The 14,252-nt window shown below is 69.4% G+C and carries 14 protein-coding genes; 6 read left to right on the forward strand and 8 right to left on the reverse strand.

The window, feature by feature from the left end; translation table 11 throughout:
- On the reverse strand, positions 1-645 hold a 645-nt coding region (locus AC1DYN_RS12950), incomplete at its 3' end, for a hypothetical protein (RefSeq protein ID WP_477960053.1).
- A 175-nt stretch (positions 646-820) separates the two neighbouring features.
- On the opposite strand from AC1DYN_RS12950, the gene AC1DYN_RS12955 reads away from it, so the two are divergent.
- Positions 821-1,975, forward strand: a complete 1,155-nt coding sequence (locus tag AC1DYN_RS12955; RefSeq protein WP_477960055.1) for a histidine kinase — start codon at positions 821-823, stop codon at positions 1,973-1,975.
- Here the strand turns inward: AC1DYN_RS12955 and AC1DYN_RS12960 are convergent.
- The 3 genes from AC1DYN_RS12960 to AC1DYN_RS12970 form a co-directional block, all read right to left on the reverse strand.
- Positions 1,972-2,727: a response regulator transcription factor gene (locus AC1DYN_RS12960; protein ID WP_477960057.1), complete on the reverse strand. Its 756-nt coding sequence runs from the start codon at positions 2,725-2,727 to the stop codon at positions 1,972-1,974. The two genes, AC1DYN_RS12955 and AC1DYN_RS12960, sit on opposite strands and share 4 nt — an antisense overlap.
- Positions 2,728-2,837: 110 nt before the next feature.
- Positions 2,838-3,524, reverse strand: coding sequence for a response regulator (locus AC1DYN_RS12965; protein ID WP_477960059.1), 687 nt, complete (start codon positions 3,522-3,524; stop codon positions 2,838-2,840).
- Positions 3,521-4,768, reverse strand: a complete 1,248-nt coding sequence (locus AC1DYN_RS12970) for an ATP-binding protein (RefSeq protein WP_477960061.1) — start codon at positions 4,766-4,768, stop codon at positions 3,521-3,523. The genes AC1DYN_RS12965 and AC1DYN_RS12970 overlap by 4 nt, the downstream gene beginning before the upstream one ends.
- A 446-nt stretch (positions 4,769-5,214) precedes the next feature.
- Between AC1DYN_RS12970 and AC1DYN_RS12975 the strand changes: the two genes are divergently transcribed.
- Positions 5,215-6,069 (forward strand): winged helix-turn-helix domain-containing protein, encoded by an 855-nt coding sequence (locus AC1DYN_RS12975; RefSeq protein WP_477960063.1) that lies wholly within the window; start codon positions 5,215-5,217, stop codon positions 6,067-6,069.
- On the opposite strand, the gene AC1DYN_RS12980 is transcribed toward AC1DYN_RS12975, so the two are convergent.
- Complete coding sequence (locus AC1DYN_RS12980; RefSeq protein ID WP_477960066.1) at positions 6,048-6,749, reverse strand: SCO family protein; 702 nt, start codon at positions 6,747-6,749, stop codon at positions 6,048-6,050. The two genes, AC1DYN_RS12975 and AC1DYN_RS12980, sit on opposite strands and share 22 nt — an antisense overlap.
- A gap of 17 nt (positions 6,750-6,766) precedes the next feature.
- Positions 6,767-7,954 carry a YHYH protein gene (locus tag AC1DYN_RS12985; protein WP_477960068.1) on the reverse strand — a complete coding sequence of 396 codons (1,188 nt, stop codon included), beginning with the start codon at positions 7,952-7,954 and terminating at the stop codon, positions 6,767-6,769.
- A gap of 149 nt (positions 7,955-8,103) precedes the next feature.
- Between AC1DYN_RS12985 and AC1DYN_RS12990 the strand changes: the two genes are divergently transcribed.
- Both AC1DYN_RS12990 and AC1DYN_RS12995 read left to right on the forward strand, forming a co-directional pair.
- The gene (locus AC1DYN_RS12990) at positions 8,104-8,331 is read left to right on the forward strand and encodes a hypothetical protein (protein WP_477960070.1); all 228 of its coding nucleotides are present in this window, start codon (positions 8,104-8,106) and stop codon (positions 8,329-8,331) included.
- Positions 8,332-8,515: 184 nt separating this feature from the next.
- The gene (locus tag AC1DYN_RS12995) at positions 8,516-9,556 is read left to right on the forward strand and encodes a hypothetical protein (protein ID WP_477960072.1); all 1,041 of its coding nucleotides are present in this window, start codon (positions 8,516-8,518) and stop codon (positions 9,554-9,556) included.
- A gap of 45 nt (positions 9,557-9,601) precedes the next feature.
- On the opposite strand, the gene AC1DYN_RS13000 is transcribed toward AC1DYN_RS12995, so the two are convergent.
- Complete coding sequence (locus AC1DYN_RS13000; RefSeq protein WP_477960074.1) at positions 9,602-10,099, reverse strand: DUF3016 domain-containing protein; 498 nt, start codon at positions 10,097-10,099, stop codon at positions 9,602-9,604.
- A gap of 108 nt (positions 10,100-10,207) precedes the next feature.
- Between AC1DYN_RS13000 and AC1DYN_RS13005 the strand changes: the two genes are divergently transcribed.
- Positions 10,208-11,680 carry a M48 family metalloprotease gene (locus AC1DYN_RS13005; RefSeq protein WP_477960076.1) on the forward strand — a complete coding sequence of 491 codons (1,473 nt, stop codon included), beginning with the start codon at positions 10,208-10,210 and terminating at the stop codon, positions 11,678-11,680.
- Between the two features lie 87 nt (positions 11,681-11,767).
- Here AC1DYN_RS13005 and AC1DYN_RS13010 read toward each other — a convergent pair whose 3' ends face one another.
- A complete protein-coding gene (locus AC1DYN_RS13010) occupies positions 11,768-13,585 on the reverse strand; it encodes a glutamine--tRNA ligase/YqeY domain fusion protein (RefSeq protein WP_477960078.1) in 1,818 nt (605 codons plus the stop codon).
- Positions 13,586-13,750: 165 nt separating this feature from the next.
- Here AC1DYN_RS13010 and AC1DYN_RS13015 point away from each other — a divergent pair, with 165 nt between their 5' ends.
- A complete protein-coding gene (locus AC1DYN_RS13015; protein WP_477960080.1) occupies positions 13,751-14,158 on the forward strand; it encodes a hypothetical protein in 408 nt (135 codons plus the stop codon).
- The last annotated feature ends 94 nt before the right edge of the window (positions 14,159-14,252 follow it).

Genomic DNA, 14,252 nt, shown 5'->3' on the forward strand with positions numbered 1-14,252 from the left:
GGGCCGCGGCGGCAGCGCGGCCGGCCCCGGGCCGTCCGGGCACAACCCGGCCGCGTGTTGCGCCACCTGGCGCAGCCGGCGCGCCACCTCGCGATGCAGGTGCCACGACAGCAGCAACGCGAGCAGCAGCGCCGCCGGCAGCACCGAGGCCGCGCTGCGCAGCAGGCTCGCGCGCAGCTCGCCGGACAGGTCGCTGCGATCGAAATCGATGCTCAGCCGAGCGATCGGCGGGTGACCGTCGCGCGGATCGGCGACCGCCAGCTCGATGCCCTTCAGCGCCTTGCGGCTCGCCAGCGCGTGCGGCATGCCGGGCAGGTCGCTCGGCGTCCCGGCGGCGTAGGCGGCACCGCCGGCGATGTCCAGGCGGACGGCCGCGACGCGCGGATAGCGCGTGATCAGGTCGAGCTCCTGCTGCACCGTGGTGCCGTCCTGCCGGCGCACCGCGTGGCCCAGCCGTGGCAGGCGGGTCTCGGTGATGTCGCGCGTGGTGGCGGACTCGGCCGCCTCGACCGCGCCGCTGGCCTGCCAGGCCTGCACGGCGAGGGTGAGCCCGGCACAGCCCAGGCTCACCAGGGCGACCATGCCGATCGTGCGCACGACCAGCGAGCGGAACGGAGCGGAGGGCGGGGGCAAGGCAGGCGTCATGAGGGCATTTCGGCCGCTGCACGAAGCGGCTGTTGCACGGCCGCGTGAACTATTGCGATCGAGCGGCGGCGCGTTCCATCGAGTTGACATTTGTTGTTGATTCAGCGGGCCGGGTGGCCCGCGACGGCCCGCACGCGGCTTGCCAATGGCGAGCGGCTCCACCCACAATCGACGCATGACAGGCGCGTCGTCACGGTCGGAGATGGCAGCAGGCGGCGAGGCCCGGCTGGGGCACACCGGCAATGCGCCGCGGGCCGGGCTGCTGCAGCGGATCCGCAGCATGCTTGCGCTGCTGGGCGACGGTCGCCACCGTCGCACGCCGGCGGACAACTTGATCGACAACTGCCAGCAGCCGCTGCTCGGCGTCAATGCCTTCGGCCGCGTCGTGCGCGCCAACCCGGCTGCCGCCGCCTGCTTCGGCGTCGACGGCGAGCCGGCGCTGCAAGGCCGCGAGATCGCGTCGCTGTTCGACGGCTGGGCCTGCCTGCCCGATCACGCCGTGCTCTGGCCTGCAGGGGGCCCGCCCCGCAAGGCGATCGAGTGCGAGGCGCAGGACACCGCACTGCGCCGGCTGCTGGTGCGAGCGGTGCCGAACCCCGACGACGGCGGCTGGAGCCTCTCGCTGTCCGAGTGCACGCAGGAACACCTTTCGCGGCAGCAGCGCGACGCCGCCCTCAGCCTGCTCAACCACGACCTGCGCGCGCCGCAATCCGCCACGCTGACGCTGATCGAGCTGTGGCGGCTGCGCCAGTCGACGCTGACCGAGGACGAGCTGCTGTCGCAGGTCGAGACCAACGCGCTGGCATCGCTGTCGTTGGCGGACGATTTCGTTCGGTTCGTGCGCATGCATGACCGCGTGCTGCAACTGCAATCGCTCGACCTGGACGACGTCGCCGACGAGGCCGTCGACGATGTGTGGAGCCGTGCCCGCGAACGCAGGATCGCGATCCGTCGCGGGCCGGCCGCGCGGTCCGGACCGCGGGTCGATGGCGACCCCGAGATGCTGCAATGCGCGATGCGCAACATCCTGCGCCATGCCCTGGCACGCAGCCCGGGCGGCGCGATCGTGGACTGCAGCGTCGCCGCCGGCCCGGACGGCCTGGTCTTCGAGGTCACCGATCACGGCGCGAACCCGGCGGCCAGCCCGTCGGCCGCGGGCGCGGCGCTCGATGCGGAAGCGGGTGTTCCGATGCTGCCGGCCGACGGCGACTACGCGCTGGCGTTCGCGATCCTCGTTGCGCGCCGGCATGGTGGCGTGTTGCGCCAGCGTCGCACCGCGACGCAGGGGCTGGCGGTCAGCCTGGTGTTGCCGCTCGGGGCCCGGCCCTAGGCCCCACGCCGTTCGTTCGCTTCGACGTCCGGCCCCTCGGTCGGTACGGCGAGCTTGGCATGGCCGGCGTCGTCGAGCGCTTCGAGCCTGTAGCCGACGCCGTACACCGCGCTCAGCCGGAACCCGGACGACGGCCGCAGGCCCAGCTTGTTGCGCAGGCTCGAGATGTGCGTGTCGAGGCTGCGCGACCAGATCTCCGGGTTCACGCCCCAGACCTTGTCGAGCAGGTGCTGCCGCGACAGCAGCCGGCCGACGTTGCTGAACAGGAAATGCGCGAGCTCGTACTCCTTCTGCTTCAGCTCGATGGGCTTCCCGTCGGCCGAGAGCTCGCGCTTGCGGATGTCGAAGGTGTAGCGCCCGAAGCTTTCGACCTCGGCGGTGGCGGCCGGGTAGGTGCGGCGCATCAGCGCGGACACGCGGGCCGTCAACTCGCCGATGCGCACCGGCTTCGTCAGGTAGTCGTCGACGCCGTTCGACAAGGCCTCGACCAGGTCGCGTTCCTGGTTGCGGTTCGTGACGAACAGGATCGGGATGCGGTGCGCCACCTTGCCGCGCACCCAGGCCACGATCTCCGGCCCGCTCATGTCGGGCAGGTGCCAGTCGAGGATCAGGAAGTCGAAGGTGTCGCGCCGCATCTGGCGGATCAGCGCCTGGCCGCGCTCGAAGCCCTGGCAATCGTGGCCCAGGCTGGAGACGGCGTGCGAGATCAGGTCGACCTGCGAAGGATCGTCGTCAACGATGGCTACTCTCATCGGGATTCCTCCCCAAGTTGCCGACCATGCGGTGCTCCCGTGGGTGTGAACATAGCTGAATTTCCTGCCGTTGTGCGAGGGCTTGTGCGAGGACAAACGGGGTTGACTTCTCAGGGATCGAAGCGGTAACCCACGCCGTAGACGGCGGTGATGCCCGAACCTTGCGGCCGCACGTTCTCGAGCTTGCGCCGCAGGTTGCGGATGTGGCTGTCGACGGTGCGGTCGGCGGTGTCGCGGAATTCCTGGCGCACGGCATCGAGCAGCTGCGCACGCGACAGGATGGCGCCGGCGCGCATCAGCAGCGCGCGAAGGATGCGGTATTCGGAGGTGGTCAGGTCGAGCGCGCGGCCTTGCCACAGGATGCGCTGGGCGGCTTCGTTGACGTCGAAGCCGCCGTGCGACATGGTGCGGAACTGCCCGGTGACGCGCCGCCACTGCGCTTTCACCCGCGCCGCCACCTCGCGCGGGCTGAAGGGCTTGCAGACGTAGTCGTCGGCGCCGGACTCGAGGCCGAGCAGCCGGTCGACTTCGTCGATGCGCGCCGTCAGCATGATGATCGGCACCGACGAGAACTCGCGGATGGAGCGGCACACCTCCAGGCCGTCCAGGCCGGGCAGCATCAGGTCGAGCAGCACGATCGAGGCGCGCTGCAGGCGCACCTCGTTCACCGCTGCCACGCCGTTGTGGACCACGTGCGTGTGCCATCCCTGGGCGCGCAGGTAGTTGCCGAGCATGTCGGCGATCTTCAGGTCGTCCTCGGCGATGAGGATCGGGGTCGACTCCATCGAGCTGTTCACGCGGCTGTTCCTTCTTGCGCAGCGATGACCGGCAGGGCCAGCCGGATGGCCAGTCCGCCCAGCGGGGACGGGCCGGCGCTGACGTTGCCGCCGTGCGCCAGCAGGATCGCGCGCACGATGGCCAGGCCGAGGCCGCTGCCGCCGGGGACCTGGCCCTCGTCGGGGCCGGACCGCTGGCGCGAGCGGTCGACGCGGAACAGCGGTTCGAAGACGTGCGGCAGGTCGCTCGCGTCGACAGCGGGGGCGGAATCCTCGACGCCCAGCCACAGGTGGCGTCCATCGTCGTCCACGTCCCACGACAGCCGCAGCCGGCCCGGGCGCGTGGTGTAGCGGGCGCTGTTGCCCAGCAGGTTGCGCAGCACCTGCTCGATGCGCACCGGATCCCAGAACGCCTTCAGCGCCCGGCGCTCGGGCACGCTCACTTCGACCCGCAAGCCGTCGAGCGACGGATGGCGGATCAGCCGCTCGACGATGTAGTCCAGCGTGTCCAGCGGATCGAGTTCGATCGGATGGCAGGGCAGGCTGCCCAGGTCGGCGACGGCAAGCAGGTGCAGGTCGTCGACGATGCGGACCATGTGGCGGACCTCCTCGCCCAGGTTCACGACCAGCGCGCGGCTGGGCTCGCGCGCGCCGTCTTCCACCGACTCGATCTCGCCCTGCAGCACCGACAGCGGCGTGCGCAGTTCGTGCGAGATCTGCGCCATCCACTTGCGGCGCGCCAGTTCGAGCTTGCGCAGCGAGTCGGCCATCGACGAGAGGTCGTCCGACAGCTGGGCGATTTCCCGCGGGCCTTCGGGGGCCGGTTCGGTGGGATCGAAACGGCCGGCGGCGAGGTCGCGCGTGACACCCTGCAGCACGCCGAGCGGCCGGGTCCAGCGCCGAGCCAGCCAGACGGCGAGCCCCATCGACATGCCGAGCGAGACCAGCGCCGCGATCGCGATGCCGCGGTATTGGCGCTGCAGGAAATCGGCATCCTGTCCGCTGGCGGCGGACGCCAGCTCGAGTTGCGCAAGGCCACGCACCAGCTCGTGCGCGCTCGCAGCGTCATCGGCCGGTGCGGCCGCCGGGTCCGCGCTGCCGGCGCGCGCGTCGAAGTAGTGGGCGAAGCGCTCCCGGCGCTGGGCCTCGCGGTGCTGGAGGTAGTCGCCGAAGCCGTCGCGCAAGCTCAGCAGCACGCCGCCCGCCACGAAGAGCACGGACAGGCTGACCACTGCCATCAGCAGCATCGCCAGTTGGTGGACCATTCGAAAGCGCATCAGCGGGGTGGCCGGTTGTGGGGTTGCAGGAACGACGCGGAGAAAGCGGTGGACAGCGGGTCTGCGTTGCCGGTGATGTCGGCAGCTGTGGGGCGTGATGACAGGGTCCAAAACTCACTCACGCGCATGCTCGTTCCTGCGAGGGCGGCTTGGCAACGCGGGTTCGCAATCGTTGACATTTCAAGCACCCCAAACGCGCACTTCTGGGTGGCGTTCGCATTCTGTTACCGCCATGATTCGACCCCACCAACTCGCAACAAATTGCAACCATGACGCGCAGCACCTTCCGTCACAGCGGCTTCACCTGCTGCACCGACGAGGCCGGCGGGCAACCGATGCGGGCCCATCCGCATGCCGCCGCAGCACCGCTGCCTTGCGGGTCGCCGGATGTCCGTGGCTGTGGCGCATGAACCTGCAACTCCCGTCGACCTGCCATGACCCATACCGTCGATGAAGTTCAATCGCCTGCGCGGCAACGCGTGACCGGTGCCACGCTGACCGGCCCCACCCATCGACCGAAGGCCGGTCCGGACGGACCGGTCTTCGTGGTTGCGCGGGACGATCGCACCCACGCGCGCTTGCGCAAGGTGTGCGCAAAGCTCGGGCGGCCCTGCATTGCGGCGGCATTGGCCGACGTGGTGGTTCGCGTGCCCCAACCCGGGGCTGCGCAGCTGGCGGTGGTGGCGGCGAGCGGGCTCGACGTGCCGCTCGGTGCCGTGCTGCAATCCCTGCGCGAGGCCGGTGTTGCCACGGTGGCGCTCTACGGCCCCGAGTTCGGCGGCCTGGTCCACCTGCTGGCCCTCGAACTGGGGTTCGACCATGTCTGGGACGGGTCGGCCAATGACGAGGCGCTGGCGGTTCTCATCAAGCATGCGGGGCTGCGCCATCAGCGAGACCGGAGCGCGAAAGCCGAAGAGACGGCAGGCGACAGCGATCTCATCGTCGATACCGGCAGCCTCACCTGCACGGTGCGCGGGGTTCCATTCGCGCTCGGCATATCGTCGCTGTACACGCTGAAGCTGCTGCTGGACCGGGCTCCGCAGCCGGTGAGCCGGGCCGACATCGAAGCCGTGATCCCGGTCACCAAGGCCGGGCGCATCGGTGGCACGCGCGTCGTCGATGCGCATGTGTCGCGGTTGAGGCAGCGCTTGCGCGAGGCGGGTGCGGACACGGTGAGGATCGTTGCCATTCGGGGCAAGGGCTATCGCATCACCACGGTGTCGGCGGGCACCGAGGCAGACGCGCCAGATGAGTCGGAGCAGTTGGATCAGCGTGACGCGGTCCGGTGAGGGGCGGCGAACGGCGCGGGAGCGCCGGACTCTTCGAGCCGCAAGGCCGTGACGTCGTGGCGCAAGCGCACCATCTCGTGCGGCGAGCGCGCGTCGTAGATGCCGCGGATGCGGTGCCAGCGGTCGATCAGGAAGGCGCGTTCGGTGTGCGGCGGCAAGCCGTCGGCACCGGGTTTGCTGATGTCCGAATGGAGGCTGCGCCGGGCCCAGTCTTCCACCTGTTTGGGCTCGCCGGTCAGCAACAGCCAGTCCTTCGGCAGGCCGAAGCGGTCGGCATAAGCGGCGAGCGCGGGCACGTCGTCGGTCAGCGGTGACACGGTCAGCGAGACGAACTGCGGTGGCGTGTCACCGAAGCTCGCATGCAGCGTGCGCAGCAGGTCCATCGACACCGGGCACACCGAGACGCAGCCGGCGAAGAACAGGTTGACGACGGTGGGGCCGCGGTCGAGGAGCTGCCGGTCGACAGCTCGCTGACGCTGGTCGATCAGCTGGAAGCCGCCGATGCGCATGACCGACGAGATGCGGTCCCAGCGCGGGCGCAGGTCGGCTGCCGCGTAGAACGGCAGCGTGTCATGGTCGAACACGGAAGCCGGGCGCTGCCAGTCGATCCACAGCGACCACGTGATCGCGGCCAAGGCACAAGCGCCTGCCGCGACCGCGAGCTTCGACAATCGGCGCATGGTCCGCCCGGCGCCGGTCAGTTCGTGCTGGCCGCCGTGCCGCGGAAGCAGCCGACGGTGTAGGGGAAGTCCTCGGTCGTGTGGTAGTGGTACTCCGATGACGAGGCTCCGGCGTGGATGTGGCCGTGGCATTCGTCGAGGTCGGAACTGCGCAGTGCCTTGCCGCTTTCTCCGAGATTGCCGTAGATGCCGAATCCGTCGCTCGCATAGCCCACCAGGGCGGAGTGCTGTCCTGCCACGTCGGCGGTGAGGCCGCAAGCAGGCAGGCTGTGGTAGTGGTAGGCATCAGCCGACGGATGTCCGCCGCAGGCATCGGTGATTTCCCAGGCGCGAGCGTCTCGCGCGATGGCATCTGTTGCTGCAAAGAGTCGCGCACCGGTCAGGAAGACCCCGATGGCGCCGTAGCCGACGCAGGTCGGTGTGTCGTGGTAGGTCGGGGTGCTCGGCAGGCCCCATGCGATGGTCTTCGACAGCACACGGTTGGGGTTGGGGTCGTATTGGCTCAGGCTGGCGTCATCGGTGGGGAAATCTCCCGTGTTGTGACCGGGCAAACCGTTTCCGCTGATGCTCGGCCAGCTGACGGAGAAGGTGGAACTCCATGTTTCCGTGGCGGCGAGGTAGAGCTTCTTGGTCAGATCCCAAGTGGTTTGGTCTGCGTTGAACCAGGGACCCTTGCTGCCGGCCTGGGTGCCGCTGTTGATCTTGCAGAGATAGAGGTAGCCCGCCTTGGGTGTCGTCTTGGTCATCCGATAGTCGGTCGCCGCGTCGCCGAGCGGCAGCTTGGTGGTATCCAGCGATGTCGTGGACCCTCCGGAGGACCCTCCCGATGACGATGCCACCGGAACCACATCCTTGGCTGTCGACGTCGCCGACCCCGCTGAGTTGGTGGCCGTCACCGTGCACGAGTACGTGGTGCCATTGGTCAATCCGGTGATCGTGATGGGACTGCTGGTGCCGGTGACGGCGGATGTCGAGCACTTGCCGGTGTAGCTCGAAGCCGCCCCGCCGCTGGTCGAAGCCGTGAACGCGAGCGTTGCCTGGCCGTCGCCGGCGGTTGCCGAGTTCAGCGTCGGCGCGCCAGGGGCCGTCTCGCTGGTCGCCGACGACGACCCGTTGCCGCCGCACGCCGCGAGCGCCAGCAGCGGCCACGCCTGGGCCAATGAACGCAGGAACTTGGGAAGGGGCGATGCGGGTGTCTTCTGCATGTGATGGCTCCGGCTGTGCATCGCCGGAAGTTAGAGAGCATTTGTGCAGAGAGCGCGGGGATCATCTGCACAATTTCTGCAACTTCATCCCCGGCCGCCTGCGTTACGCTGCCGGTTTCGGCCCGGCGAGCGGGCCTGCGGAGAGCTTCGTGAAGACCTACAACATCGAGATCCAGCGCGTGAAATCCATGCGCCACGACCAGCACGGCCTGGTCCATGCCCAGATCGACGCACTCGTGCAGACCGTCACGGCGCGCGACGAAGGCGAGCCGTCCAGCGTCATCAGCATGACCGAGGCAAACGCGCGCGTGCTGCTGTCGCTGATCAAGGCCCAGCTGCTCGAGCTGGACAAGCGCAAGGCACGCAGCCGGTTCTGAGGCGATTGAAACGGAGTGTGACCAGCGCTCTTCATCCCTACAGCCCGGGCCGGCCGGGCCGAAGACAGAGGGGCGGGTGCCGTTCGAGCGCGCCGGTCGCCCGTCTGTGAATGCGGGCGGAGTGACCACTGACGGTTACCGGTTCTCGCGCCACAATCGCGTTCCCACCCTGATGCAGATGCCCGTGCCCTCCGTTCCCACCAAGACCCCGCTCGGCCAGGATGAGCTGCGCAACCGCACGCAGCGCCTGGGTCAGCGGCACCGCACGGTGCTGTTCCTGGTCGATGGACGGCGCACGCTGGCCGAGGTGCTGAGCCTGGCGCACCAGGCGGGCGCGCAGACGGTGCACTTCGAGGACCTGGTCCGGCTCGGCCTGGTCGAGATGCCGGCGGAGGTGGACGAAGCTGCCGAAGAGGCGGTCGACAGCGGCTCGGGCGCGCTCGATGCACTCCGGCTGACCAGTGTCGCCCTGGACGTGCCGGAGCCCCTGGTCCCGGTCGCCTCCATCGTGCCGCTGGCGCTCGACGAGCATGCCGTGGCCGCGCCGGTCGACAGTTCGCGCGTGTCGTCCACCTCGTTGCTGCCGCCGCAGGTGGCGGCCACGCCGTGGCTGCATTCGCCGATCGACGAGCCGATCGCGTTGGAGGCAGTTCCAGTGCCGGCGCGCCGGCGTGCCGTCGAAGCGCCGGCAGCGTCGGTGCAGCTGGTGGACGCCACGCCCTGGGTCGACACGATTCCCGCCGGGACGCCGGCCGTCGCCGTCGCAGCCCCCAAGGCCCTGAAGAAGGCGTCGCCGCGCCAGGCCGGCCGTGCCGCCGCCTCGGCCCCGGTCGTGATGACGACCATGCTGGGCCGGGCGCTGGGCCGCGGGCGCGGGCGCCAGCAGGTGCCGCTGCCGCCGGTGGCGACGCCGATGGCCCGCCCGTCGAGCGAGCAGGACCTGATCGTCCAGGTGCGCGAGCTGCTGCTCGACACCATGCGCATCGATGCCCCGCTGTTCGCCGCACTCACGCTGACCCGGGTCCGTTCGGCCCAGACGCAGCGTGAGCTGATCGGCATCGTCTGGGAGATCGAGCGTCACCGCAGCCATGCACGCATGACGCGCGACGAGCTGATCAGCCTGCAGCAGGCACGCGAACTGCTCGGCATGGGCAACACCGTGGTGGCCGGAGACAGCCAATCCGACCGCCATGACGACTGGCCGACGACGCAGCCGCCGCTGTAGCCGCAGCAGCGCGGTTCGACCGGCCGCGGTTCAGCCCGCCGTGGTTCAGCTCGATGCCGCGCCGAATTCCTTCTTGAACCAGGCGTCCAGCAGCGACTTCTCTTCGGCCAGCGGTTGCTGCTGCGGGAAGGCGCCGGACGGCTTGCGCTTGCCGAGGCTGGTGAGTGCCGCATCCGACGTGCGCAGCACCTGGCCGTTGGCCGACAGCGTGTAGCGCAGCGTGATGCGCGCCGGGTCGTTGTCGTTGCGCTGGATGCGCAGGTTGCCGCGCTGCGTCGGTCGCAGGCGTCCGGCGAGGTCGACGTCCAGCACCTCGATCTTCAGGGCCTGGTCTGCCGGCAGCAGCCGGGCGGCCAGCGATTGCAGCTCGACGGCCAGCACCTGCAGGTTGGCGTCGCGTTCGGCTGGCGTGTCGCCGGCGTCTGCATAGCGCTCGGGCTGGGTGAAGCTGACGTCGGCGGTGCCGCTGGCAAGGGCCGTCGCGACGCACGTGGCGGACAGCGCGGCCGCCAGGGCGACCGATCGCAAATGCAGGTGGACCATGTGATTCTCCCGGTGAGGCTCGATGCGCAACGTTACGCCGCCGCGGCGGCGGGTGCAAGGCGGTGCCGCGGCCGGCTACCATGCGGGCCGTTCCCGGAAAGGTCTTCGATGCGCCGCCTGCTGCTCCCCCTGCTGCTTGCCACGTCCCTGCTGGGTGCCTGTGCCAGCGTCGTCAACCCGGTCACCGGCCGCAGCGAGCGATCGGTGATGGACGAACACACCGAGATCGCCGAGGGCCGCAAGGCGCACGAGGCGGTGATGAAGGAGTACACCGCGCTCGACAACCCGCAGGTGCAGGCCTACGTCAACGACCTGGGCCAGCGCCTGGCGAAGCAGTCGCACCGGGCGCAGCTGCAATGGACCTTCACCGTGCTCGACAGCCCCGAGGTGAATGCCTTCGCGCTGCCCGGCGGCTATGTCTACGTGACGCGCGGCATCATGGCCTACATGGAGAGCGAGGCCGACCTGGCCGGCGTGATGGGCCACGAGATCGGCCACGTCACCGCACGCCATGGGGCGCAGCGCGCGACGCGCCAGCAGACCGCCGGCATCGGCGTGCTGGCCGCCACGGTGCTCGGCGCGGTGCTGGGGGTCGGCGACGTGGCGAACCAGGTGTCGCAGAGCGTGGCCGCCGGCTACATCGCGTCGTACAGCCGCGACCAGGAGTCGCAGGCCGACCAGCTGGGGGCCGAATACCTGGTGCGCAACCGCTACAACCCGAAGAACATGGTCGAGGTGATCCAGGTGCTCAAGCGCCAGGAACAGTTCGCCGCCGACACGGCCAAGGCCGAAGGCCGCAACGCGTCCGGCGGCAACGACTGGCTGGCCTCGCACCCGAGCAACGACCAGCGCCTGCGCGACATCACCGCGATCGCCGACGGCTACGCGAAGGACGCGAACTACGTCGACGAGGGGCGGGACCGCTACCTGCAGGCCGTCGCCGGCCTGCCGTTCGGCGAGAGCCGCGCGCAGGGCGTGACGCGCGGGCGCAGCTTCTACCACGAGCCGCTGGGCATCGCGCTGAAGGCGCCCGAGGGCTGGAAGGTGCAGAACTCGGCCGAGGACATCACGCTGGTGAACGCCGCGGGCGATGCCGGGCTGGTGGTGATGCTGGCGCCGGCCAAGGCGGGCAGCACCCACGAAGAGATCGTGCGCAACGTCTTCAAGCCGACGCAGGGCAAGTTCGACAGGCTCGAGCTGAACGGGCTGAAGGCGAGCCGCTTCACCGGCACCGCGACGACGAAGCAGGGCCAGGCGCGCGCCGTCGTCGCGACGGTGGTGGACGGGCCGCAGAACAACCGCTTCGTGCTGTTGCAGGCTTCGAAGGACGCGGCGGCGCTGCAGCGCAACGCGGCGGGGTTGAAGGAGGCGGAGACGTCGTTCCGTGCGCTGACGGCGACCGATCGGAACGCCGCCAAGCCGTGGACCTTGAAGACGGCCAGCTTCCCGCGCGGGGGCTTCGCCGAACTCGCGAAGCAGTCGCCGCTGCCGCAGGCCGAGGCGCAGCTGAAGCTGATCAACGGCGTCTACGGTGGCGGTTCAGACCCCGCGGTCGGGCAGAAAATCAAGGTGGTGGAGTGAGCGCGGCGGGCCGAGCGCCGGGCCGCCCCAAGCCGGCCCGCATCCCCCCGGGGGATCGGTCGATGTATTCCATCGACCGCGGGGCCGTCATTTCCCCCAGCTGTCCTTGAGGCTCGTGATGCGGTTGAAGACAGGCTTGCCGGCGGCATGCGAGATCCGGTCCGCGACGAAATACCCATGCCGCTCGAACTGGAACTTGTCGTCCGCCTGCGCCTTCGCCAGTGACGGCTCGACGTAGCCGGTCGACACCTTCTTGCTGTGCGGGTTCAGCACCGTCAGGTAGTCGCGGCCACCGGCATCCGGCTGGGCCTCGGTGAACAGGCGGTCGTACAGGCGCAGCTCGGCGGCCACGCCGTCGTGCACGCCGACCCAGGTGATGGTGCCCTTGACCTTCACCGCATCGGCGCCCGGCGTGCCGCTCTTGGTGTCGGGGATCACCCTGGCCAGCACCACCAGGTTGCCATCTGCATCCTTCTCGCTGCCGGTGCACTCGACCACCACGCCGTACTTCAGCCGCACCTTGTTGCCGGGGAAGAGCCGGAAGAAGCCCTTCGGCGGCGTTTCGGCGAAATCGTCGCGCTCGATCCACAGCTCGGGGCCGAGGCCGAACTCGCGCTGCCCCAGTTCGGGCTGGTGCGGGTGCGCCGGCGCGTGGCAGGGCTCGATGTGCGCGGCGCTGCCGAACACCTCGGCCCAGTTGACGAGCTTCAGCTTCACCGGGTCGATCACCGTCATCGCGCGCGGCGCCTTGGCTTCCAGGTCTTCGCGCAGCGCGCCTTCGAGCGTGGCGTAGTCGATCCAGCTGTAGTCGCGCGTGACGCCGATGCGATCGCAGAACAGCTGGATCGCCTGCGGCGTGTAGCCGCGCCGGCGCAACCCGGCCAGCGTCGGCATGCGCGGGTCGTCCCAGCCGTCGACGTGGCCTTCGTCGACCAGCTGCTTCAGCTTGCGCTTGCTGGTGATCACGTAGGTCAGGTTCAGCCGCGCGAATTCGTGCTGGTGCGGGCGCGGGCGCGCCAGCAGCCCGAGCGTGCACAGCGTGTCGAGCAGCCAGTCGTAGAACGGGCGCTGGTCCTCGAACTCGAGCGTGCAGATGCTGTGGGTGATCTGCTCCAGCGCGTCCTCGATCGGGTGCGCGTAGGTGTACATCGGGTAGATGCACCAGGTGTCGCCGGTGTTGTGGTGCGTCGCGCGCTTGATGCGGTAGAGCGCCGGGTCGCGCAGGTTGATGTTGGGCGAGGCCATGTCGATCTTCGCGCGCAGCACCGCGGCGCCGTCCGGCAGCTTGCCGTCGCGCATCTCGCGAAAGCGCGCCAGGTTCTCGGCCGGCGTGCGGCCGCGGAACGGGCTGTCGGTGCCGGGCGTGTTGAAGTCGCCGCGCGCGGCCTTCATCTGTTCGGCGCTCTGCTCGTCGACATAGGCATGGCCGGCGCCGATCAGCGCCTCGGCCGCGCGGTACATGAAGTCGAAATAGTTGCTCGCGTAGTAGAGGTGGTCGACCGGCGCGCCGTTGACCTCGCTGCGCCAGTCGAAGCCCAGCCACTTCACCAGGTCGATGATGGCGTCGACGTACTCCTGCTCTTCCTTCTCGGGGTTGGTGTCGTCGAAGCGCAGGTGACAGACGCCGCCGAAGTCGCGCGCGAGCCCGAAGTTCAGGCAGATGCTCTTGGCATGGCCGACGTGCAGGTAGCCGTTCGGTTCGGGCGGGAAGCGGGTGCGGATGCGCGCCGCGTCGAGCGGGCCGCCGGCCTGGTGCGCTGCATCGCCGGGCGAACCCGCGAAATGCCGGCCCGCATAGCTGCCCTGGGCCAGGTCGCGCTCGATGATCTGCCGCAGGAAGTTGGTCGGCCGGACATCGGACGCGGCGGGCTCGCCGGGGGAGGCTTTGCTGTGGGCTTCGCTCATGAAATGCGCTGGAAATTCAAGGGTTTTGGAACGGATTCATTGTAGTGCCCGGTTTTTGGGCGTGAATTTTTCACGGCACCTGTATCTGGATGTATCCAACCCCCGCGGGCAGAGGGAGTGGAAGGGCTTTTCGTGCCGGAACCCGGGGCGAACAATCGATGCACCATGAAAAGCCCGCCGCGCTCGACCCACTCCGCGTTCGACTTCCTGCCCAGCCAGACCGGCTGGATGCCCACCGCCCCGTCGGCGCTGATGGACGGGCCGAACGGGCTGCAGCACCGGCCGCCGCCGCCCAAGCGGGCGCCGCAGTTCGGCGGGCTCAGCGGCATCGCCGAGGAGTGGCTGGCCTCGCTGCCGCCGCGCTACCAGCCGATGTCCACCGCGCAGCGCCATCCGCACGTCGTCAACCGGCTGGCCGCGCTGTGGGACCAGCCGGCCCGCCTGCCGGCCTACTTCGATGAGCTGCTGCTGAGCGATCGCCCCGGCCGCGCCGGCTTCTCGTTCGAGGTGCTGACCGAACTGGGCGACCTGCGTTCGCTGCTCGAACTGGCGATGCAACGCGCCCGCCAGTGAGGCGCCAACTTAACGTTCCAGAAACCTGCGGCTTACCAAACGACACGGAATGCGGTCTTCCAAGGCATACGTTGTGACGTTGTAGGGGGCATGA

Source organism: Rhizobacter sp. P2_D12, assembly GCF_056404395.1.